The organism is Mycobacterium sp. 852013-50091_SCH5140682 (genome assembly GCF_001665685.1).
Taxonomy (GTDB): domain Bacteria; phylum Actinomycetota; class Actinomycetes; order Mycobacteriales; family Mycobacteriaceae; genus Mycobacterium.
Genome location: NZ_LZTB01000114.1, coordinates 80,242 through 99,327 on the forward strand (window position 1 = coordinate 80,242; position 19,086 = coordinate 99,327).

Annotated in this window: 20 protein-coding genes; 13 read left to right on the forward strand and 7 right to left on the reverse strand. The window is 65.2% G+C overall.

Going from position 1 to position 19,086, the window contains the following annotated elements; genetic code table 11:
* Window positions 1-369 precede the first annotated feature (369 nt).
* Window positions 370-2,106, reverse strand: coding sequence for a PE-PPE domain-containing protein (locus A5784_RS39710; RefSeq protein ID WP_197514909.1), 1,737 nt, complete (start codon window positions 2,104-2,106; stop codon window positions 370-372).
* 278 nt (window positions 2,107-2,384) lie between these two features.
* Here A5784_RS39710 and A5784_RS28970 point away from each other — a divergent pair, with 278 nt between their 5' ends.
* Window positions 2,385-2,681, forward strand: a complete 297-nt coding sequence (locus A5784_RS28970) for a hypothetical protein (protein WP_064948301.1) — start codon at window positions 2,385-2,387, stop codon at window positions 2,679-2,681.
* Here the strand turns inward: A5784_RS28970 and A5784_RS28975 are convergent, their stop codons facing one another.
* Entirely contained in the window at window positions 2,682-3,602 is a 921-nt protein-coding gene (locus tag A5784_RS28975; protein WP_064948302.1) for a TauD/TfdA dioxygenase family protein, read from the reverse strand. It lies immediately after the preceding gene.
* Between the two features lie 197 nt (window positions 3,603-3,799).
* Here A5784_RS28975 and A5784_RS28980 point away from each other — a divergent pair, with 197 nt between their 5' ends.
* From A5784_RS28980 to A5784_RS29000, 5 genes are all read left to right on the forward strand, one after another.
* Window positions 3,800-4,096 carry a DUF4193 domain-containing protein gene (locus A5784_RS28980; protein ID WP_064948303.1) on the forward strand — a complete coding sequence of 99 codons (297 nt, stop codon included), beginning with the start codon at window positions 3,800-3,802 and terminating at the stop codon, window positions 4,094-4,096.
* 94 nt (window positions 4,097-4,190) lie between these two features.
* Entirely contained in the window at window positions 4,191-4,754 is a 564-nt protein-coding gene (locus A5784_RS28985) for a hypothetical protein (RefSeq protein WP_064948304.1), read from the forward strand.
* Complete coding sequence (locus A5784_RS28990; protein WP_353651926.1) at window positions 4,751-6,094, forward strand: Dyp-type peroxidase; 1,344 nt, start codon at window positions 4,751-4,753, stop codon at window positions 6,092-6,094. The genes A5784_RS28985 and A5784_RS28990 overlap by 4 nt, the downstream gene beginning before the upstream one ends.
* Window positions 6,095-6,102: 8 nt before the next feature.
* Complete coding sequence (locus A5784_RS28995; protein ID WP_064948305.1) at window positions 6,103-7,119, forward strand: hypothetical protein; 1,017 nt, start codon at window positions 6,103-6,105, stop codon at window positions 7,117-7,119.
* 5 nt (window positions 7,120-7,124) lie between these two features.
* Window positions 7,125-7,958: a bile acid:sodium symporter family protein gene (locus A5784_RS29000; protein WP_064948306.1), complete on the forward strand. Its 834-nt coding sequence runs from the start codon at window positions 7,125-7,127 to the stop codon at window positions 7,956-7,958.
* Window positions 7,959-7,964: 6 nt separating this feature from the next.
* Here A5784_RS29000 and A5784_RS29005 read toward each other — a convergent pair whose 3' ends face one another.
* Genes A5784_RS29005 through A5784_RS29015 form a run of 3 tightly spaced genes read right to left on the reverse strand, consistent with a single transcriptional unit; the run spans window position 7,965 to window position 12,821 of the window.
* Entirely contained in the window at window positions 7,965-10,172 is a 2,208-nt protein-coding gene (locus tag A5784_RS29005; protein WP_064948307.1) for a winged helix-turn-helix domain-containing protein, read from the reverse strand.
* 28 nt (window positions 10,173-10,200) lie between these two features.
* Complete coding sequence (locus tag A5784_RS29010; RefSeq protein WP_064948308.1) at window positions 10,201-11,472, reverse strand: D-amino acid dehydrogenase; 1,272 nt, start codon at window positions 11,470-11,472, stop codon at window positions 10,201-10,203.
* Window positions 11,469-12,821, reverse strand: a complete 1,353-nt coding sequence (locus A5784_RS29015; protein ID WP_064948309.1) for an MFS transporter — start codon at window positions 12,819-12,821, stop codon at window positions 11,469-11,471. The genes A5784_RS29010 and A5784_RS29015 overlap by 4 nt, the downstream gene beginning before the upstream one ends.
* Before the next feature lie 97 nt (window positions 12,822-12,918).
* Between A5784_RS29015 and A5784_RS29020 the strand changes: the two genes are divergently transcribed.
* The 5 genes from A5784_RS29020 (at window position 12,919) to A5784_RS29040 (ending at window position 15,952) form a co-directional block, all read left to right on the forward strand.
* Window positions 12,919-14,046, forward strand: coding sequence for a CdaR family transcriptional regulator (locus tag A5784_RS29020; RefSeq protein WP_064948310.1), 1,128 nt, complete (start codon window positions 12,919-12,921; stop codon window positions 14,044-14,046).
* 23 nt (window positions 14,047-14,069) lie between these two features.
* Window positions 14,070-14,558 carry an LppP/LprE family lipoprotein gene (locus A5784_RS29025; RefSeq protein WP_064948311.1) on the forward strand — a complete coding sequence of 163 codons (489 nt, stop codon included), beginning with the start codon at window positions 14,070-14,072 and terminating at the stop codon, window positions 14,556-14,558.
* Window positions 14,559-14,597: 39 nt separating this feature from the next.
* Window positions 14,598-14,888, forward strand: a complete 291-nt coding sequence (locus A5784_RS29030; protein ID WP_064948312.1) for a cupin domain-containing protein — start codon at window positions 14,598-14,600, stop codon at window positions 14,886-14,888.
* 124 nt (window positions 14,889-15,012) lie between these two features.
* Window positions 15,013-15,282, forward strand: coding sequence for a hypothetical protein (locus A5784_RS29035; protein WP_064948313.1), 270 nt, complete (start codon window positions 15,013-15,015; stop codon window positions 15,280-15,282).
* 277 nt (window positions 15,283-15,559) lie between these two features.
* On the forward strand, window positions 15,560-15,952 hold the full coding sequence (locus tag A5784_RS29040; protein ID WP_064948314.1) for a DUF3592 domain-containing protein: 393 nt from the start codon (window positions 15,560-15,562) through the stop codon (window positions 15,950-15,952).
* A gap of 61 nt (window positions 15,953-16,013) precedes the next feature.
* On the opposite strand, the gene A5784_RS29045 is transcribed toward A5784_RS29040, so the two are convergent.
* Both A5784_RS29045 and A5784_RS29050 read right to left on the reverse strand, forming a co-directional pair.
* Window positions 16,014-17,060 (reverse strand): YncE family protein, encoded by a 1,047-nt coding sequence (locus A5784_RS29045; RefSeq protein WP_156750838.1) that lies wholly within the window; start codon window positions 17,058-17,060, stop codon window positions 16,014-16,016.
* The gene (locus A5784_RS29050; RefSeq protein ID WP_064948316.1) at window positions 17,044-17,631 is read right to left on the reverse strand and encodes a hypothetical protein; all 588 of its coding nucleotides are present in this window, start codon (window positions 17,629-17,631) and stop codon (window positions 17,044-17,046) included. Before A5784_RS29050 ends, A5784_RS29045 begins: the two co-directional genes overlap by 17 nt.
* A 417-nt stretch (window positions 17,632-18,048) precedes the next feature.
* On the opposite strand from A5784_RS29050, the gene A5784_RS29055 reads away from it, so the two are divergent.
* Together A5784_RS29055 and A5784_RS29060 are read left to right on the forward strand one after the other, a co-directional pair.
* Window positions 18,049-18,870, forward strand: coding sequence for a hypothetical protein (locus A5784_RS29055; protein WP_064948317.1), 822 nt, complete (start codon window positions 18,049-18,051; stop codon window positions 18,868-18,870).
* On the forward strand, window positions 18,870-19,055 hold the full coding sequence (locus tag A5784_RS29060) for a hypothetical protein (RefSeq protein WP_064948318.1): 186 nt from the start codon (window positions 18,870-18,872) through the stop codon (window positions 19,053-19,055). Before A5784_RS29055 ends, A5784_RS29060 begins: the two co-directional genes overlap by 1 nt.
* The last annotated feature ends 31 nt before the right edge of the window (window positions 19,056-19,086 follow it).

Consider the following 19,086-nt stretch of genomic DNA (forward strand, 5'->3'; position numbering starts at 1 on the left):
TAGACGTGTCGTTTCCAGTTTCGTCAGCTAACCCACCGCAGGAGCCGCGGCGCGTGCCCGATGCACATCGATCCCCGGTTGACCGGAACTGGGTGGCTCATCAGAAGAATTAGCTGACCATCACGTCAATGTGGCCGGGCCCACGTTCAGCACCGGCCGGAAACCACGAACTGACTATGTCTGTCATCACGTTGCCAACCGATCGTGACGCAGGTCACCACACGTGCAGGTCGCGAAAGCCCCCGACCACCGAAGTAGACGCATTCAGCAATATGTCGTTTACAAACTCCACAACATGTCCAGTTCGCTGTCGTACGCCATCGATGTGTAAAGCACGGATCACGCAGCCCGCCATCGACCGTGACCGCATCAGAACGGAAGGTGGAACCCCCCGAAGATGTTCGGCAACGCAGGCATGGGCGGCGGGGGCGGCAGTGCAGGCATCTGCGGTGGAACGAATGCCGGAATCACCGGCGGCGGCAGCATCGGCGGCGGCGCGGCAGGCAGGTCCGGCACGAACGGCGCGGGCGCGACCGGCGCGGCGGGCAGGTCCGGCAGGTTCGGCACCGCAGCGGGCAACTCCGGTGCCGCTTCCACAGGTGCAGCCTTGGGAGCCAACGTCGGCAGTGTCGGCAGCTTCACCGGAAGCTGCTTCGGCGGGTCGAGTGCAATCGGCGCCGGCATCTCGACCTTCGGCGGGGTCTGCGCGGGAGCTGGGTGGACAGGGAGGGCGAGCGGCAGCGGTTGAGGCGTCGTCTGCGCGGGTGCGGACCACGGCATGGTCAGGTCGCGTTTGGGCGGAGGCGGCGCCTGCACTGCCGTCGCTGCCGCCGGAACCGGCGGCGCTGCAACCGGTTTGGGGTCCACCTGCTGCCAGCCACCGGGGCGCGGTCCGATGGGCAGCGCCGCGGCAGACGGCTTCGCGACGGCAGGCTGGGCGGGCGGCAGCGAGGGTGCGGTGTTGGCTACCGGTGCAGTGACATTCGATGTCGGCGCCGATACCGGAACCCCGTTGGTATCGAACGATCCGGCATTGACCGGAGGTCCCCCGACACCGTAGGGGCTGCGTTGATCCACCGGCGGCGTACCGAACGGCCGGATGTTGGCCGCTTCCTGGGCGCCGTCATCCAGCCCGGTCGGGATGGCGACGATGAAATTGACGCCGGTCTGCGCCGGGTTCGGGAAGTACAGCACGTTGATCCCGGTCGGCTGTCCCGGGCTGACGGTGCGGTCGTAGCCAGACTCCACCAGCACCCGCGTCGGCGCATCCACCACCGCCAGTACCGGATCCGGCACGCCCGCCTGGGCCAGTGGCATGAGCAGAGGCAGGCGGTTGCTCGGGATCATGTAGTACTGAGTGTCGCCGTAAGACCCCTGATAGATCGCGTTGCCCAGGCCCACGCTCTGATAATCGCCGTGCACGTAATAGATCCCGGCGACAGCGTTGGCCGTGGCGAACGGATTGAGCGGGTTGAGCGGAAAGTCCGACCAGCCGTCGTACTGCCGGGTGACGTCGACGGTCTTGAAATTGGTGTTGGCCGGTGTCGCTCCGTCGAAGGTGACGCCGAGGATGGGGATCTGCTGCCCCTGGAACCGGGACAGCACACCGCCGTTGGGACGGTTCGGGTTGCCGATCAACACGAACGACACCGGCAGCGTCGAGCCTGATGCGGCCAAATCACGCTTCTCGATCGATGCGATCCGCGCGCTCTGCGAGTACCCGAAAACGACGATCGGGGTTCCGGCCGGTTGCGCATTGATCGCTTGGTCCAGGTTCGTCCTGCCCTGGGCGACGGACTGGTCGAAGGGCATGGTGCCCGATACCGGCATGAACTGTTCCGGCGTGGATACCGCTGTGGGCGTACATGTTTCGGCACCGCAAAAGCCAGTGAGGACGATGTAGTTGTTGGTCGCGTCGTTCGTGTAGGTCTCGATGAACTCAGGGCTGTCCTGCGGTGAGCTCAGCGGATGCCCGGTGCCACCCATGATCAGTGCGGTTGCGGTCAGAAGAACCAGTGGCATCACCATCGTCTGCGCGCCGGCAAGAACGATGGTGGTGGCCATCGCCAACATCACGACGGCACAGGTGCGGAGGACACGGCGCACGAGAAACCCCTCAGCTATGAGTGTGGTGTCCCCGGCAAGAGAATTCTGCATCGCGTCCCGACATCGCGCAGTCGATTCGCGATGTTTCCCGACACTGCCATCGAACTGCCGATTTTTTGCCTGCAAACTCCCAAAACAGCTGCACCTGCAGGGATCCGTCTGCTGATCGATAGCCAGAAATAGAGGTAGTGCACTACTCGTGAAGGCGGGCCGCCGCCGCCGTACGTTTCTTACATCAGCGTCAGCGCTCCCGACGCTTCCATCAGAGGAAGTTCGAAATGAGTAAGGTCCGAACCGCTTCCGTAAATAAAAACGTTGCCGCCCAACCGAATACCCACGTCGCGACCGCTGCGGCGCCGGCACTCATCACCGAGCACCAGGTCCTGTTCAGCACCGCGGCGGCCGTGGCGTTGCCGCGTCGCAAACGCCTGGGCGACACGGTGTCGCACGCGATCTCGTCGGCGACCACCTGGTGGCGGACCCGCGCCGAACGCCGACCCGTTCGTCACGACCGCCCGTCGCGGATGAGTTACCTGGAGAACTCGATGATGTCCCGGGAGATGGACCGGCTCTGATCAGCCTGCCAGACGCACCGGGTCGACGACATCGGCGTAATGCGATGCATCGCCTGCGATGACTCGGCTGCGCTCCCCGTGGACGTCGACCGGGATGTCACCGGCGAGCGTGACGCGGCTCAACCTGCGGAACTGGTCGTCGTAGTCGGCCACCGCGTAGTGCTGGGTCGCGCGGTTGTCCCAGATCGCCAGGTCACCCTGCTCCCAGTTCCACCGAATCGTGTTCTCCAGCTTGATCACCCGGTTCTGCAGGAGCTGGAACAGAGTTGTCGACTCGGCGACGCTCAGCCCCACGAACTGCTTGATGAAGTGGCCGAGGAGCAGCACCCGTCGCCCGGTTTCCGGATGGACCCGCACCACCGGATGCTCGGTTTCGTAGTACTGCGACCGGAACTCCTCGCGGTATTCACGCTCGGTGTCGGCGAGTTGTTCGTGACGGCCGTCGAAGTCGGTCGCGTAGTCGTACTGATTCGTGTGCACCGCCCACAGGTTCTCCACCAGGGCCCGCAGTGGTGCCGGCAGACGATCGTAGGCGGCTTCGGTCGACGCCCACGTCGTGGTGCCGCCGTAGCTGGGCAGGGTAACCGCGCGCAGCAGCGACGCTTTCGGGACCCGGTCGACGAACGTCACGTCGGTGTGCCAGCTGTTGGCCTTCTCGTAACGCGAGTCGATCGGCAGGATCCGCTCACCGCGCGAGGTGACCGTCGGATGCGCCGTCGTCGGGACGCCGAGCAGCCGCGCGAAGGCCAGCTGACGGTCGTCGTCGAGATGATGCTGGCCTCGGAAGAAGATGACCTTGTGTTCCAGCAGCGCATCGTTGATGGCGGCTACCGTGGCCGCGTCGAGATCGCCACTTATTTCGACTCCGTCAATACGCGCCCCGATGTTGGCGCCGAGCTTGACCACCTGCAGTGTTGACACTCCGTCACCTTCGCCGGGAATTGTTGCCTACGCCACCATTTGGCTCAGCCGGAACCGAATTGAGCAGCGGCAAAACGCTGAGGACATCGTCAAAGTTCAGCACTTTTTCGTCTATGCTTCGCGCCGGAAACAATGCGGGAACAATAAGCGGTCAGTCGGCGTTCTGCGTGCACAGGTCTCGACAGGGAGGGTCACCAATGGCAACTGATTACGACGCACCTCGGGTCAAGGAAGCTGACGAGTCCACCGAGGAGTCACTTGAGGAGCTCGCCACCCAGCGGCGGGCGTCGACTGACACGGCAGTCATCGATGAGGACGAGGTGGTCGATTCCTTCGACCTGCCTGATGCCGACCTCACCGGTGAAGAACTCACCGTGCGGGTGATCCCGAAGCAGGCCGACGAGTTCACCTGTTCGAGCTGTTTCCTCGTGCAGCACCGCAACCGCTTGGCGTTGCAGCAGGGCAGCCAGCAGATCTGCGTCGACTGCGTCTAACGCACACCGGTCGGGCCGCGCGACGACGCGGCCCGACACATTTCCCCCGCTTTGGGGGACGACCAGGTGAGATTTCGTTCCTAACGTCGTTGCCATGTGGCACAACGCAAACGACGCCTGGTCTCAGCCCGCAGCGCAAGCCCTCCCCAAAGAGGGCTATTTCGAACTGACGCGAGGCCGGTACGGCCCGGTCTATCCCCGGACCCCGGCGTGCTACGGCTTCAACATCATCGCCAAGGTGCTCGACGGCCACGAGCAGGCGATCCGAGATTATGGCAAGCAGCTCGAGGCGGCCGTCGCCGCGCAGCCCGACGTCCTTGCCCCACTGAAGCTGCACTACCTGCGCTGGCAGTTGTTCGACGTCGGATCCGGTCTGCATTTCCAGTACCAGGGCATCTTCGACACCGACTTCGACAAGTACACCGAGGACGCTGTCAAGCTCTTCAGCTCGACGGGTATCACCACGGCCTTCACCCATCTGGAGGACTTCCCGGCGGACTGGAAGACCAATCCGGACGCCTTCATCCAGTTCGTCCGCGACCACCAGGTACCCAGCTTCCTGGAATACGGCGAATACCCGTACGTCACGTCCGACGAGATCAAGAAGGCTTTGCGCCTCAAGGCCGCCTTCTCGGACATGCTGGACCAGATGCAGTGACCGACCTCGAGTTCGACGACATTCAGCACATCATGCTGACCGGGACGCCCCATCTGACCGGGCGGTACGAGTTCCTGTCCTTCGACACCCCAGAAGCGGGTCGGGCCTGGCTGGCCGAGATGGTTCCGCTTGTCCAGTCGGCCACCGATGTCCGCGAGACGGTCAACGTCTTCAAACGTTGGGTCAACTTGGCCTTCACCTGGACCGGGCTGCGTGCGCTCGGTCTGGACGAAGCGTCACTCGCGAGTTTCCCGGAGGCGTTCCGGGAGGGCATGGCGTCGCGGGCGGACATCCTCGGCGATACCGGTGCGGCCGCTCCCGAGCACTGGGGCGGCGGCCTCGCCGGCGACGATCTGCACGCGATCGTCATCCTGTTCGCCCGGGACGAGGCCGAACGGGTGCGGTGCGTCGGCGAACACGACGCACTGCTGGCCCGCTGCCCCGGGGTGCGGTCACTCTCGCATCTGGACCTCGCCGCCACCGCACCGTTCGGGTACGACCACGATCACTTCGGCTACCGCGACCCCGTCTCCCAACCACAGATGAAGGGATCGGGCGAAGTGCTGATCCCCGGAGCGGGCGGGGCGCTGGAACCCGGCGAGTTCCTGCTCGGCTATCCCGACGAGGACGGACTGGTCGCGAATCAACCAGAGCCTGAGGCGCTTTCGCGTAACGGCAGCTACCTGGCGTACCGGCGACTAGAGGAGCACGTCGGAGCCTTCCGCGCCTACCTGAAGCAGAATGCCGAGAGCCCCGAGGGTGAGGAACTGCTGGCCGCCAAGTTCATGGGCCGTTGGCGCAGCGGTGCGCCGTTGGTTCTGGCGCCCGAACATGACGATCCGGAATTGGGCGCGGACCCGATGCGCAACGACGATTTCGCCTACGGCGAGATGGATCCGCACGGCTATGCCTGCCCGCTCGGCGCCCACGCCCGTCGACTCAATCCCCGCGATACCGAGCCGAATCCGAATCGGCGCAGGCTGATTCGGCGCAGCGGCACCTACGGCCCGGCGCTGCCCGCCGGCGCCCCCGATGACGGGATCGAGCGCGGTGTCGGGATGTTTCTGATCTGTGCCGACCTGCGGCGCCAGTTCGAATTCGTCCAGAACGTGTGGATCAACGACCCGTCTTTCCAAGAACTCGGCAACGAGCACGACCCCATCTGCGGCACCCAGGACGGCACGCTGGACTTCACGATCCCCAAGCGGCCGATCCGAAAAGTACACAAGGGGTTACCGGCATTCACCACGCTGCGTGGCGGGGCCTATTTCTTCCTGCCAGGCCTGAGCGCACTGCGTTACCTCGCAAACCTCGAGGGCCCTGAGACCCGCGAACACTAGGAGACAGCATGACCACCGACCGTTCATACGCCCGTACCTACAACCAGGCCCACGTCGCTCGCCCGCGCAACGGCAAGCGGCGAGTGTCCATCTACTGGTCGTGGAGCTATCCGTGGGAGGCCCAGCGCGACCCGGCACTGCTGTACAACCGGTTCTCCACCATGACCGAGGTACGCCTGGCAACATGGCCGGCCTACGAAGGACCCGAGTACAGCCCGCGGAACTTCCTGCAGGGTGTCGATGGAACGCTGGAACTGTTCCACCGATCCTCGTTGGCATTTCAAGCCGTGGCCGGCGAAGTGACCGGTCATCCGGTAGCGGTATTCCAGCGGGTCGATCAGGCCGGGTACCGGCTGCCCATTGATGAACGCATCCTCGACGACACCGACACCCTGATGATCTTCGGACTGGACCACCTGCTCGGCGAGGAGGACGCCACTGACGAGGAGATCGCCGCGATCCAGCAGTGGTTGCAGCGGGAGGGCACGTGCCTGATGCTGGCCCCGCACCACGATGTCGGCTTCACCGACGACAAAGAGCAGCAGCAGATGGAGTACCTGCATCACGGCGACCCGCTGACGCCGAGGATCCAGCGGTTCAGCGGGTTCGCGCGGTCGCTGCTGACCGGCCTGAACATCCCCGTGCACAACACCTGGGGCCTGCGTCCTGCGACGGTCGAGGGCACCAAACAGATTGTGCCGCTGACTACATTCCGGGACCTGGATTCCGCGGGCCTGCTGCGCGGCGTCACCACTCTGGCACTGCATCCGCACCTGCCGCACTACGAACTCACCGCACCCGAGGGCCCAGAACTTCGAGTGCTCGGCCGGCAATTGATCGACCAGACTCGGCCGCATCCGTTCACCTTGGCGGGCAACACCGAGTTCAACGCCTTGATCCACATGCCGCCGAACGGGGACCGCGCCGGGGACATCGTGTTGGTCGACTCCACCCATTTCACGACGCTGTTCGGTGCCAGTGAAAGCCTGAAGTCCTTCTGGCGCAACCTCGTGACGATGGCCTGAAGGCGGTGGAGGTAACCGATCTCCTGCTGCAGTGCTCAAACATCGCCGTCGTCTTCTTCGTCGTGTCGAGCACCCTGTCGGTCGGACTGAGCCTGACTGTCCCTCAGATCCTCGCGCCTCTCAAGAACACTCGCCTGGTCGCGCTGTGCCTCGTCGCCAACTTCGTGCTGGCCCCGCTGGCAGCGCTCGGATTGTGGAAGGCCCTCGGCCTCGATGAGCCGTTGGGAATCGGCCTGCTGCTGGCCGGGTTGGCGGCGGGCGCACCGTTTCTCATCAAGCTCGCCGAGTTCGCCAAGGCGGACATCGCCCTGGCGGTGGGACTGATGGTGCTCCTGATGGTGGTCACCGTAGGGTACGTTCCGTTGGTCCTGCCGCTGTTGGTTCAGGGTGCGGCGGTCAATCCAGTGCGGATCGCGGCGTCACTCGTCGTGTTGATGCTCGTCCCGCTGGCCATCGGTCTGGCGCTACGTGCCCGCAGTCCGGGCATCGCCGGCCGCATCCGGCCCGCCGTCGGCGTTGTGTCCAATGTCAGCATGGTCCTGGTCGTGCTACTGACGGTGGCCGGCCACTTCCGTAGCGTCGTCTCGGTGTTCGGCACTTTCGCTGTGCTGGCCGCCGTGATGTATACCGCCGTCTGCGCTGGAATCGGCTGGCTCGTAGCAGTTCCCGGAACACGCGACGTGCTGGCACTGGGGACCGCACAACGCAACGCCGCCGCCGCGTTCGTTGTGGCCGGGCAGAACTTCGACGACGCGAGGGTCATCGTGATGATCACCGTGGTGTTGATCGTCGAATTTCTGATGCTGTTGCCATTCTCCGCGGCGCTCGCACGGCGCTGATCCCGCTCAACGCCCCTCGAGCAGGCCAAGCCGGGAAGCCTCGGATACCGCGGCGGCACGCGACGATACACCCAGCTTGCGGTAGATCGACTTGGCTTGGCTCTTGACCGTTTCCCGGCCGATGACGAGTTCTTCGGCAATCTGCTGAAGGGACATGTGCGTCGCCAGGTGTGGCAGCAACCGCAGCTCAGCCGCGGTCAGCGACGGCCGCGCACCACGCGCGGCCCGCGCCGCGGACAGTCCACGAACCTGATCGAGCCGACGCGCGATGCCCAGCGCCTCGGGCTCTCGTCGGTGTGCGCGCTGCGCTGCGGCGAGGTGGCGGTCGGACAGCTCGGTGTCGTCAATCTCAACGGCGGCCTCGGCCACCAGGACATGGGCGAGTAACGCGGTGCGGGCGGACAGGTCGCCGAGCCGGGGCAGCAGACGTTCGGTGGCGCGCACCGCCGTCCGCGCTCCCGGCACGTCCCCACGCCGGGCCCGTACCAGGGCGTCGACGGCGTAGATCACCACCATCGGAACCATGTCGGACAAGTCGCGGGTGTCGACGATGGCCCTCGCGGCACAACTGTGCCGCGAGGCCGCCGCGGCGTCCCCCTCGTCGAGGTCCAGCAGTGCCAGGTGAGCGAGCGCCGCGGCCTGGAAGCCGGGGAGATCATCGATCACCGGCAGCGCAGCTTCCAGCTGGGCCCGTGCCCGCTCCGGCTCCCCCAGCATCGACAGCGCGGTGCCCGTCATGGTGGTGGCCGCGCCCCACCATGGGTTGTCCAGGTGATCGCCTGCGCGACGGACGGTTTCAGCGTGCCGGATCACCTCGCGCACACCGCCGACCCCGATGACCGAACCAATCAGCGCGGCGGCCACCTCGACTGAGGCGGTGCCGTCGCTGAGTGGTTGGCCATGGTCGGCGGCGTTGGCCAGCAGCAGGGACCGCTGGATCAATTCGGCGTCCCCGGTCGTCACGCCCAGCCAGGCACGGGCGATGCCGGCATCGGGGTATTCGGCGAACATCGATTCATCGATCAGGCCGAGTCGGCGGGCCAGGACACCCGCGCGGCCGTCGAAGCCGAGCCGCACCGCGTCTGCGCCGACCAGCGCTGCGGCCCGGGCCCGGTCGTCAGCCGCCAACGCCTGCAGCAGAGCGCCGTCGACGTCACCGGCGCGCGCGAGCCTCTCGGCGGCCCGGATGGCCAAGGTGCGGAACCTGTTCGGGTCCCGGTCTCGTAGGCGCGACCGCAACAGGTCGCCGAACAACTGGTGGTAGCGGTACCAGATACCTTCAGTATCAAGGGAAACCAGAAAGAGATTGCCCGACCGGATGATGGCGGCCAGCATCGCCGCGGAATCGGTGCGCCCCAATAGGACATCGAGTTCTTCGGCGCAGAATCGGTCGAGCACCGCCGATTCGGTGAGGAATGTGGCGGTGTCCCGGTCGAGCTGGCTGAGCACCTCCTCGACCAGATAGTCGGCCACCAGTCGGTGCCGGCCGGTCACCACGGCAGCGGGTGCCCCCTCCCGCAATGCCAAGGCTGCCATGACCACGCCGGCCGCCCAGCCTTCACATCTGTCGAGCACGCGGGCAACAACATCGCGGTCAATGCCGTCGGTCACGGCGGCGAACAGCGCAGCGCCTTCCGAACCGGACAGGGTGAGTTCCGGGACGCCGATTTCGACGATGCCGCCGTGCAACCTGCGGCGTCCCAGGTCGACAGGCGGCGGCTGCCTGCCGACCAGCGCCAGCGTGGCCGACGCTGGCGAGAGGTCCACGAGCGCCCGCAGGGTCTCGACGGCTGTTGCCGAGGTGAGCTCGTGAATGTCATCGAGCACGAGCACGATCGGCCCGACCTGCTCCAGAGTGCGGACAATTGCGGGCACGAGCTGGGTGTCGACGGCACGGCCCGCACCCAGCAGGTATTGCAGCACCGTCGGGTCGACGGGACTGACCTGATCGATTGCAGTGGCCAGATGCAACAGCAGATGCGCGGGATCGTTGTCGAGGTGCTCGATGCGCACCCAGGCGAACGGACGATCGTCGGCGTCCTCCCACAGCGCGACGGCCGTGGTTTTCCCATAGCCGGCTGGCGCACTCACCACCACGAGGCCCCCGGCCCGCAACAACTGCGTCACCGCGCAGCGGGCGACCGTTGTGCCGGACATCCGCGGTCGGCCGTAGGTGGCCGCCGGAATGTGTGCCAACAAGTCGCCCGCTACCACCTGGGCATCGTAGGTCAGAGTCGGCGCATCAATCCCGCGCCTGATGCCGATTCCGTTGGATCGGCGAGTACGGCGTCGGATCGATGTCCGGGCGTCGCTCGTCGATCAAGTCTGCGAGCATCCGTGCCGAGCCACACGCCATCGTCCAGCCGACGTGGCCGTGCCCGGTGTTGTAGTAGAGGTTGTCGTGACGGCCTAAGCCGATCAGCGGGGGGCCGTCGGGCGTCATCGGACGCAGTCCCGTGCGGTATCTCGCGGTATCCCAATCGATGGCCCCGGGGAACAGTTGGTTTCCCGCCTCGATGATGTCCGCGTAGTTCGCCGGGGTGCTGCTGCGGTCGTAGCCGACGAACTCCGCCGTCGCCGACATTCTCAGCTCGCCGCCGAACCGCGACCACGCCACGAGTGATCGTTCGTCGATACCGCCGATGGCAGGTGCCCGGTCGGGGTCCTTGATCGTCGCGGTCAGCGTGTATCCCTTCGCCGGGTAGACCGGTATCCGTTGCCGCATGGTCCTGGTGAGCAGCGGGCTCGCCGCCCCGGCAGCCACCACGGCCGCGTCGGCGCGAATCTCACCGTCGGAACCCAGGATTCGGGTAACCGACGAGCCGTCGCTGACCAGCTCGATGACCGAGGTGCCGAGATGGAAACGCACCCCCAGCCTGCGACACACCTCGGCCAGCCCGCCGGCGAACAGGTGCGGGTCACCGGTGCCATCGGAGGTGTCGTGGATGGCTCCGGCGAACCGGGTCAGGCTGTGACCAAGTGCCGGTTCGAGTGCGGTCACCTGATCGAAGCTCAGCACCTGCTGGCACCTGCCATTCTCCTGCAACAGCCGGGAATGCTGTTCTGCCGCACGAAGATCGGCGTCCGCGTGGTAGAGGTATAGCACTCCCGCGTGGGTCTGCCAGTATTGCAGGCTTTCACGTACCGCGAGCTCGTCCATCAACTGCTGGCTGTAGCGGGCCAGCCGCAGCTTGGCCACGGTGTTGGCGCGCGACCGCGACGGCATGCATTCCCGCAGGAAACGTAGCCCCCACCGGATCAGGTCGGCATCTGCTCGCGGCCGCACCCGGATCGACGTGGCCTCGCCGAGCAGCGATTTCACCAGCATCGCAGGCGCTTTCGGAGAGGCCCAGGCGTACGAGTGCCCGGGCGCGACCAATCCGGCCGTGCTGGCGCTGGTGTCCGAAGCGACATCGCCGCGCCGGTCGTAGACGTCAACCTCGTGGCCGCGTTCGGCCAGGGCGTGGGCGGTCGCGACGCCGACGACGCCGGCGCCGATCACAGCGATCTTCACAGTGCGGCCTCCGTCCGCGGCGTGCTCGGCATCGAGACGGCGCTGGATTCGGTCAGCAGCATGCCGTTGGTTTCCGGTGCCAGTAGGAAGGTGATGAACCACCCGATTCCAGCCACGACGGCTCCGACCAGCATCGTCAGCTGCACCGAATGGGCGAGTAGCAGCGGCGCACCGTACACGCCGATGGCGGCACCGACCCGGCTGGCACCGGTGGCGAATCCGTTGGCGGTGGCGCGCACCCCGGTGGGAAACAGCTCGGACGGATAGATCGCCTCAAGACACTGGCCCGAGTACATCGCAAGGCCGAACACCGCGAACAACACCAGTACCAACCACATCGGTGGGTGGGCGACGATGGCCAGGCCCAGCAGCGGTAGCGCGGAGACGGCGAAGCTCCACAGCAGCAGCTTGCGCCTGCCCTTGTTGATCCACAGCGCGCCCGACAACGAGCCGACGACATAGAAGATCTGGATGATGACGGCGCCCAGGTAGGCGGTATTGCCCTCGGCGAGCCCGAATTGCTTGAGGATTGCGGGCTCGTAGGTTGCGATCGCGTAGATCGGCAGCAGTTGGCAGGCCCAGAACAGCGCGACGAACAGCGTGCGTTTGCGGTACTCGGGCCGGAAGATGGTCAGGTAGCCCGTCGGGCTGCCTTGCGGCTCTTCGATATCGGCGAGCGTGGCGTCGGGTCCGAGCATCTGTTTGAGAACCGCTTCGGCCTCCTCGTGGCGCCCCTTACTCAGCAGCCACCGCGGCGATTCCGGTGTGCCGAGCCGCATCGTGAGAATGAGCACCGCTGGGATGGCACTGCTGGCCAGCATCCAGCGCCAGGCCTCCGGACCCAGGTCGAGCATGAAATACCCCACGGCGTAAGCGATCGCCGCGCCCACAGAGAACATGGTGACCAGGACGACCAGGAGCGGACCGCGGGACTTCTGCGGCGCGAATTCAGAAGCGATGGTGCCGGCGATCGCGAGGTCTGCGCCTACCGCGACGCCCATCAGGGTGCGCAGCACGATGAGTTGCCACGGTTCGGTGGCGAAGAACTGCAGTGCCGAGAGGACGACGAAGCAGGCCAGGTCGGCGATATAGACCTTCTGCCGGCCGAACCGGTCGGTCACCGCGCCGAAGATCAAGCCGCCGAAGAACATGCCGACGAGCGACGAGGCACCGAGTAGGCCCGCCGCCACCGGTGTCAGCGCGAAATGTGCGGTGAGCAGCGGCAGTGCGACGCCGATGATGCTCAGGATGTAGCCGTCACAGAACTCGCCACCACCCGCATACAGGGTGATGAGCCACTGGGTTCGCGACGCCTTCGTGTGTTCGAGCGAGGCTGTGGAGGTTGTCATGCGGCACGACGATAGTAACCGATGTGGCGCAGGTCACTGTATGTGTTGTACTTTTCTGTACGCCAGTTTCGGGCAGTAACTGTATGGAGAGTACAAGATGGAACCAGCCGTGCTCACCCTTGAACTGGCCGGCGAGATCGCCGACGAGACCACCCGCATCCTCGGCCACAATGTCCTGATCACCGATGCGAACGCGCAGGTCATCGGCAGTGGTGACCCGTCGCGCATCGGCACGGTCCACGAGGCGTCGGTGGCCGTGCTTCAGACCGGTGTGGCCGCCAGTCATGACGCCGAGCAGGCCGCCGGTCTGATCGGCGTGCGGCCGGGCATCACGATGCCGATCGTGCTCGACGGTGCGGTCGTCGGCACCGTCGGGATCACCGGACCGCCCGCGCAGGTGGTCAAACTGGGTCGCCTCGTACAGCGGCAGACCGAAATCCTGCTGCGCGAGTCGCAGTTTCAGCGCACCCGGCTGTTGCGGGCGAACAGACTCAACCAGTTGGTGCGTGACATCGTGGAATTCGATCCGCGCCTGGTCGACGAACAGATCATCCGGGCCGGCGGTGTCGACTTGGGCTACGACCTGACCCAGCCGCGGGTGGCCATCGTCTTCGAGGTGCAGCCCGGGCCGACGAGCTATCCGTCGTCGGTTCGCGCGATCGGCGAGATCTTCGGCGCCCGGATGGATCTGGTTGCCGAGCTCGCCACCGGAAGATACGTTGTACTGCACCATCTTTCGACAGCAGATTCTCCGCCGGATCGGGCCAGGCGCGCTGCCGAACTGTTGGCCGAGCGCCATGGCATCACCGTGCGCGTCGGCATCGGCGAGGCAGGTGCCGACGTGGCCGCACTCGCCGACTCCTACGCCGACGCCGTCGCGGCTTTGCGCCTCGGTCACGCAGGCACGGCGATTGCGATCCACGAGATCGACGACCTGCGGGTAGCCCAGGTGCTGGATTCGGTGAGCAACCAGGCCCGCGAACGGTTCACACAGTCGCAGCTGGCGCCACTCGCCTGCGAGAACGACTTTGCCGTACTGCGGGCGACTTTGGTCGCCTGGTGCGAGAGCGGTTGCAATCTCGTGGCGACCGGGAATCGGCTGGATGTCCACCGCAACACGGTGATCTACCGTCTCGACAAGATCTCCCGGCTGACCGGGCGCGATGTGCGTGAGCCGCGGACCGCCATTGCGTGCTATCTGGCGTGCCTTCTGATCGGGGGCTAGCCTGACCCGTGGGGAGGTCATCGATGAGAGTGCCAATGATGTTGGCATGTTCAGTGTTGGGTACCGGGCTCATGGCGGCCCCGCCGGCTTCCGCCGAGCCTCCGATCACGTGCGGGAAGAACCTCGCCGCATACCAAATTGCCACGGCAACACAGCATCTGGCGCCCTACCCGGGAACCGATTGGCGATGGTCAACGGATCCACGCGCGACCGAGGGCAATTTCGATCCGTGTGTCGCACTGTCGACGGCACTGGTGACGGTCGAGGGCGCCACCGCCGGTTCTCCGGTGGCCGCCCTGATGTTCCACAACGGCGAATACCTCGGCACGGCCACGTCGAAGGCCTATGGCTTCACCTCCCTGAACACCGCGCGAACCACCGACGACACCGTCGTCCTCGACTACAAGACCCCCGGTGCGTGCACGGCCTGCCCCGCGGCCGCCGTGACAAGCGTTCGCTACCAGTGGCAGGGCGACCATGTCGTGATGTTGGATCCGCCGCCGGCGGGGTGAGGCGTAGCGTCGAATCACTTGGCCAAATGAGGAGCAATCATGGCGACGGGGTCCCGCGGTGAGGTCCAACTGGAGAACGACGTGTTCCGGGTGACCAAGTGGACCATCGACCCTGGTGGCGCAATCCCGATGCACCGGCACGACTATGAATATGTCGTAGTGCCCCTGGTCACCGACACGATGCATGTCGTGACCGCCGACGGCGACGAGATCATCGCCGAACTCGTCGTGGGCCAGAGTTATTCGCGCCCTGCGGGCGCCGAGCACACCGTCGAGAATCGCGGAGACCGCGATCAGATCTTGTTCGTCGAAGTCGAAAGGCTCGCCTAGCCCTCGACTCAACCATCCGCAGGCACTGCCCTGGCCGGCCGCTACCGATCGGAGAGCGCAGGAACATGGGATTTCCATAGCCGACGCTTGGAATTTCCTCAGTTCGGCTCGGCACTGTGGTGTCATGACCGGTTCAACCGAAGGCTCCGATGTGGTCGCTGCCGATACCGTGCCGAAAAGCCGCAGGCGCGTGGGACTCCCCATCGCGCTGTTGGCGACCTTCGGATTGATTCTTCTTGCCGCTACCCAAGCAGGCCCTGGGTGGGTTCACGGCGCCGCCTCAGTCGGCGCTGCGCTGGCGGCCATGGTCGTGCTGTTCACTGCCGAACTCCGCTGGATGGAGTGGGTCACCACGGCCGAGTCGGCCGGCCTGGTATCCGCGTCCGGCTGCTGACCGTCAGGGCAGATTTATCCGCCAAGCCCAGATCAACGGCCCTCACGTCGAATTCGCCCCTCAAAGGAGGAGAAGTTAGTCGCCGAGCCCCGCGGCGGCGGCGGTCCGAGCTGGCGAAATCCGGTGTGATCTCCGACCTGACTGTGTGATTGACCCGAATCGAGTAGCCGGCTACTCACGCAGATTCGACTTGGTCCTCGTAGGTTCCCAGGCAGGACCGAAGATCGACCCCACCCGTTTTTCGACGGCGAGGGCAGCCGGAGAGAGGACTGAACAAGTGATCATGGGCTTGGTATTCGTCGTGCTGGGATTGGTGGCAGTGGCCGTGGGCATTGCTGGGTTTCGGGGTCGCCGCAGCGCGCATCGGACCGGGATGAAGCTTCCGGCGACGGTGGTCTCAGAGCGGAAGACGGTGAATCGTCAAGGGGGATACTCCTATTTCGCCACCGTGCGGTTCAAGGCACCTGACGGACGTGCGGTAGAACAGGCGAGCCGCTGGGGAAACAGCAAGTCTCGGCTCGGGCAATCGGTCGACGTGTGGTACACCCCCGGAAAACCTGTCTGGCTGGACAGTTCCAGTTCCGCTTCGGGGACCTGGGTAGCCGGCGCCACGGGTCTGGTGTTCGTCGCTGTCGGGGTTGCGTTGGCATCCGGCTACGTCCATCGTTAGGTGCCGTTACCTGCCGATCACATCGTGCGCATGCCAGCCGACCCGCGGTTCGTGGACTCTCTCACTTTCCGGAAAGCACTGTCACACCGGATTTTGTGGTCACGAAAACCGAATGGGTGACCGGGTCTGCCACCACGTGTTGGGGCTCGTCGTCGAGGGGAACCGTAGTCGTGAGCGTGTGGGTGTCGGCGTCGATGACCGATACGGTTTTCTGGTCCTTGGTGGTGACGTAGATGGCGTGAGCGGCAGGGTCGACCGACAACGACCTGTCGGAGGGCACCGCGCCCAATGGGGTGCTGTCGACGACGGCGCGAGTGGTCGGGTCGACGCTCATCACATGGCCGTTGTACCCCACGGCAATCACTGTGCCGGACTTCGGATCGACAGCCACATCGTCGGCCTGGTCAGGCAGCTTTACCGTGCCGGAGACTTTGTTGGCCGCGGTGTCGATCACCAGGAGATCTGAGCTGCCGTTTCCGGCGGCGTAGATGGTGTGGTTGACCGGACTCAGCGCCATCGCCTCAACGGACTCACTGAGTTCGACTGCACCCGTGACCTTCTCGCTCACCACATCGATGGTTTTCAGCGTGTTTTCGCCGCTGTATTGGACGTAGAGAGTCTTCTCGTCCGGGCCGAGGAGGAGCCCGCCCGGGCTATCGCCGACAGCGATGGTGGCAGTAACCCGACCCGACGCCAAGTCGACCACCAACACATTGCCATCCGTACCGGAAACTCCTGCAAGGTAGAGCTTTTGGCCCGAACGGTCGATCGCAATCCCGTCGAGGATGTAACTACCGCCGCCAAGCGCGATGGCACCGACTTTGTTGCGCGCAGTCGTGTCGAGCACGGTGGGGTCACCCATGCCCGCGACGTAGAGCTTGTGGGTGTCTGGGTCGATCGCCATTCTTGAGGGAAATATCCCGACGTTCAGGTTTGACACCACCGCGGTCGCGGGTGTGGCCTTCTGCTCGGTCGTCGTCGACGATGCAGCCGTGCGAGCGTCGGTACGGTTCGTGCACCCGCCGACGAGGGTCACGCTCATCAAGGCACCGACCAAACCGACCTTGACCGGAACCGACAGCCCACCGGGCCTAGTTGTCGCGCACACCGATTCCTCCTGAGTTTGGAGCCAGCGCCGCCCAGTTCGCTTCGACCCGTTTACGGGTGTGCCACTCCCGACCGGCGAGGAGCAAAAACACCAGTCCTGCAACGGCGTACGAGACATAGAAGTGGCCTGCCACGGCGCAGGCCAACGTCATCAGCACCCAGAACACACCGATTCCGCCGAGCAGCAACGGAGCACGACGATTGCGAGCCAGAAACCACGCGGCAAACGTTCGAGCTGCGGCACGGACCGAGGGGTCACCCGGGACCGAGCCATCGGTGACGGCCTTCGCGGCCACCATGCGTTCACCGTCCGAAAGCTCCGGGGTCGCTCGCCTATACCGCCTGGCGGTACGACTCTTCGACCACGCGCCGACCAGTCCGATAACGAGCGCTGCGGTGAAAATGAACGGCAGCCACGACAGCCAGATCGATGAGGAAGCGAGGTGCGCGACATTGCTGTCCTCCATAGCGAGGCGGTTCAGACTCAACGCGAAGGCCACCGCGGGCACGCCGAACAAGAATGCAATCAGCGCGTTCAGCCAGGCCGGCCGGAATATCGACTGAATTCCCATGCTCCCCAACCCTTTCGCCCTTGGCCGATCAGCGGCAGCTCAATGACCGGACAGGGGTGCCACGCGCCGACGCTACCGAATGCCCACAGCGACTTGAAGGTACGGCCGGGCATCCGATTGGGCAGCCGGCCAGTTCGCCGCATGCGTTGAGCCTGACGCATGAGCACAGGTACCCCAGCTGCTGCAGTGCCCGCCGCCAAGCCACGGCAAGCTCGAGCGAGTCGAATCGACTACAAACCACGGATGCTGTTCCACTGACGAACACTGGCCATTTCGTAGTCATGGGGTTCACCCGCACCGAAACTAGGTAGTCACACCGCCCGGCGCGGCCAAAACAGGTAGTCCAGCCACAGCCCAGATACCCGCACAAGCACGCACCCTCGTCCCACGATGCTGTCTACGACGAAGGGGAATTCCGTGAAGCACCCGATCTTGTTATTCGCGCTCGGTGCCGGTGCGCCTGCACTGGCCTTGGGCATCGCCGCCCCTAACGCGGCGGCCGACAGCACTGCCGCCAGCACACATCCCAAGCCCGGTATCGCCGTCTCGGTCAACGGCAACACCGTGAAACTCGGTAACGCCGATGCCAGCACAGCCAAGGGCAGCCATAGCGTCGCAGTCGCCATCAACGGCAGCACAGCCAGCGCCGGCGGCACCCACGATCTGGCCGTCGCGATCAACAACAGCACCGCGACCACCTCGGGCGGCACCCGGACCGTCGCGATCGCGATCAACAACAGCACCGCCACCGCGGGCGACGGGACCAACAACCGGGCCGTCGCGATCAACAATGGGGACGCCTACGCGCGCACCGGCGACAACAACTATGCCAAGGCGACCAACAACGCCAAAGCAGTCGCTTGGCGGGGGAACAACAACACCGCCATCGTGGACGGCACGTGCCCCAAAGGCGTGGTCTGCGCCCAGAGCAGTGTCGGCGCAGGCGTCGGCGACAACAACACCGCCAAAGTCACCGGCGGTAACGCCGAAATCGGCGTGGGTACCGGAGACAACAACCATCTGGTCTCGAACGGGACGGGCAACAAGCTCACCGCCGGATATGGCAATAACAACACCGTCACGGTCAACGGCAACAACGACTACGGTCGGGCCGGCGGCACGCTCAGCTCACATTCCGACAACAACTCGCTGACCATCAACGGCGACGGCTATCGACAATCGACCGGCGCCGTCGCCACCGGTGGGACGACAGTGATCCTGCCGGCGCCGACGCCGTAGTGCCCGATTCCCACGAGGCCGCGTTGGCTCGCCTGCCCGAGGTGCACGCACGGCTGCTGCGCCTCGTGGCGGCGGGCCGGCCTGACGACGAGATTTGCCGGGAACTGGGTATCGAACCAGAGGGCCTGCCCCCGCTGCTGGACCTGGCGCACCGCAAACTCCGCCGGGAATTGACGCGAGAGTAAGCACGGACGGCATTCGCCAGCTAACATTTGT

Excerpts from the sequence above, each read along its gene's own strand:
- A5784_RS28970 (WP_064948301.1), top strand. The coding sequence starts at position 2,385 with ATGAGTAAGGTCCGAACCGCTTCCGTAAATAAAAACGTTGCCGCCCAA.
- A5784_RS28980 (WP_064948303.1), top strand. The coding sequence starts at position 3,800 with ATGGCAACTGATTACGACGCACCTCGGGTCAAGGAAGCTGACGAGTCC.
- A5784_RS28985 (WP_064948304.1), top strand. The coding sequence starts at position 4,191 with ATGTGGCACAACGCAAACGACGCCTGGTCTCAGCCCGCAGCGCAAGCC.
- A5784_RS28995 (WP_064948305.1), top strand. The coding sequence starts at position 6,103 with ATGACCACCGACCGTTCATACGCCCGTACCTACAACCAGGCCCACGTC.
- A5784_RS29015 (WP_064948309.1), bottom strand. The coding sequence starts at position 12,821 with ATGACAACCTCCACAGCCTCGCTCGAACACACGAAGGCGTCGCGAACC.
- A5784_RS29020 (WP_064948310.1), top strand. The coding sequence starts at position 12,919 with ATGGAACCAGCCGTGCTCACCCTTGAACTGGCCGGCGAGATCGCCGAC.
- A5784_RS29025 (WP_064948311.1), top strand. The coding sequence starts at position 14,070 with ATGAGAGTGCCAATGATGTTGGCATGTTCAGTGTTGGGTACCGGGCTC.
- A5784_RS29030 (WP_064948312.1), top strand. The coding sequence starts at position 14,598 with ATGGCGACGGGGTCCCGCGGTGAGGTCCAACTGGAGAACGACGTGTTC.
- A5784_RS29035 (WP_064948313.1), top strand. The coding sequence starts at position 15,013 with ATGACCGGTTCAACCGAAGGCTCCGATGTGGTCGCTGCCGATACCGTG.
- A5784_RS29050 (WP_064948316.1), bottom strand. The coding sequence starts at position 17,631 with ATGGGAATTCAGTCGATATTCCGGCCGGCCTGGCTGAACGCGCTGATT.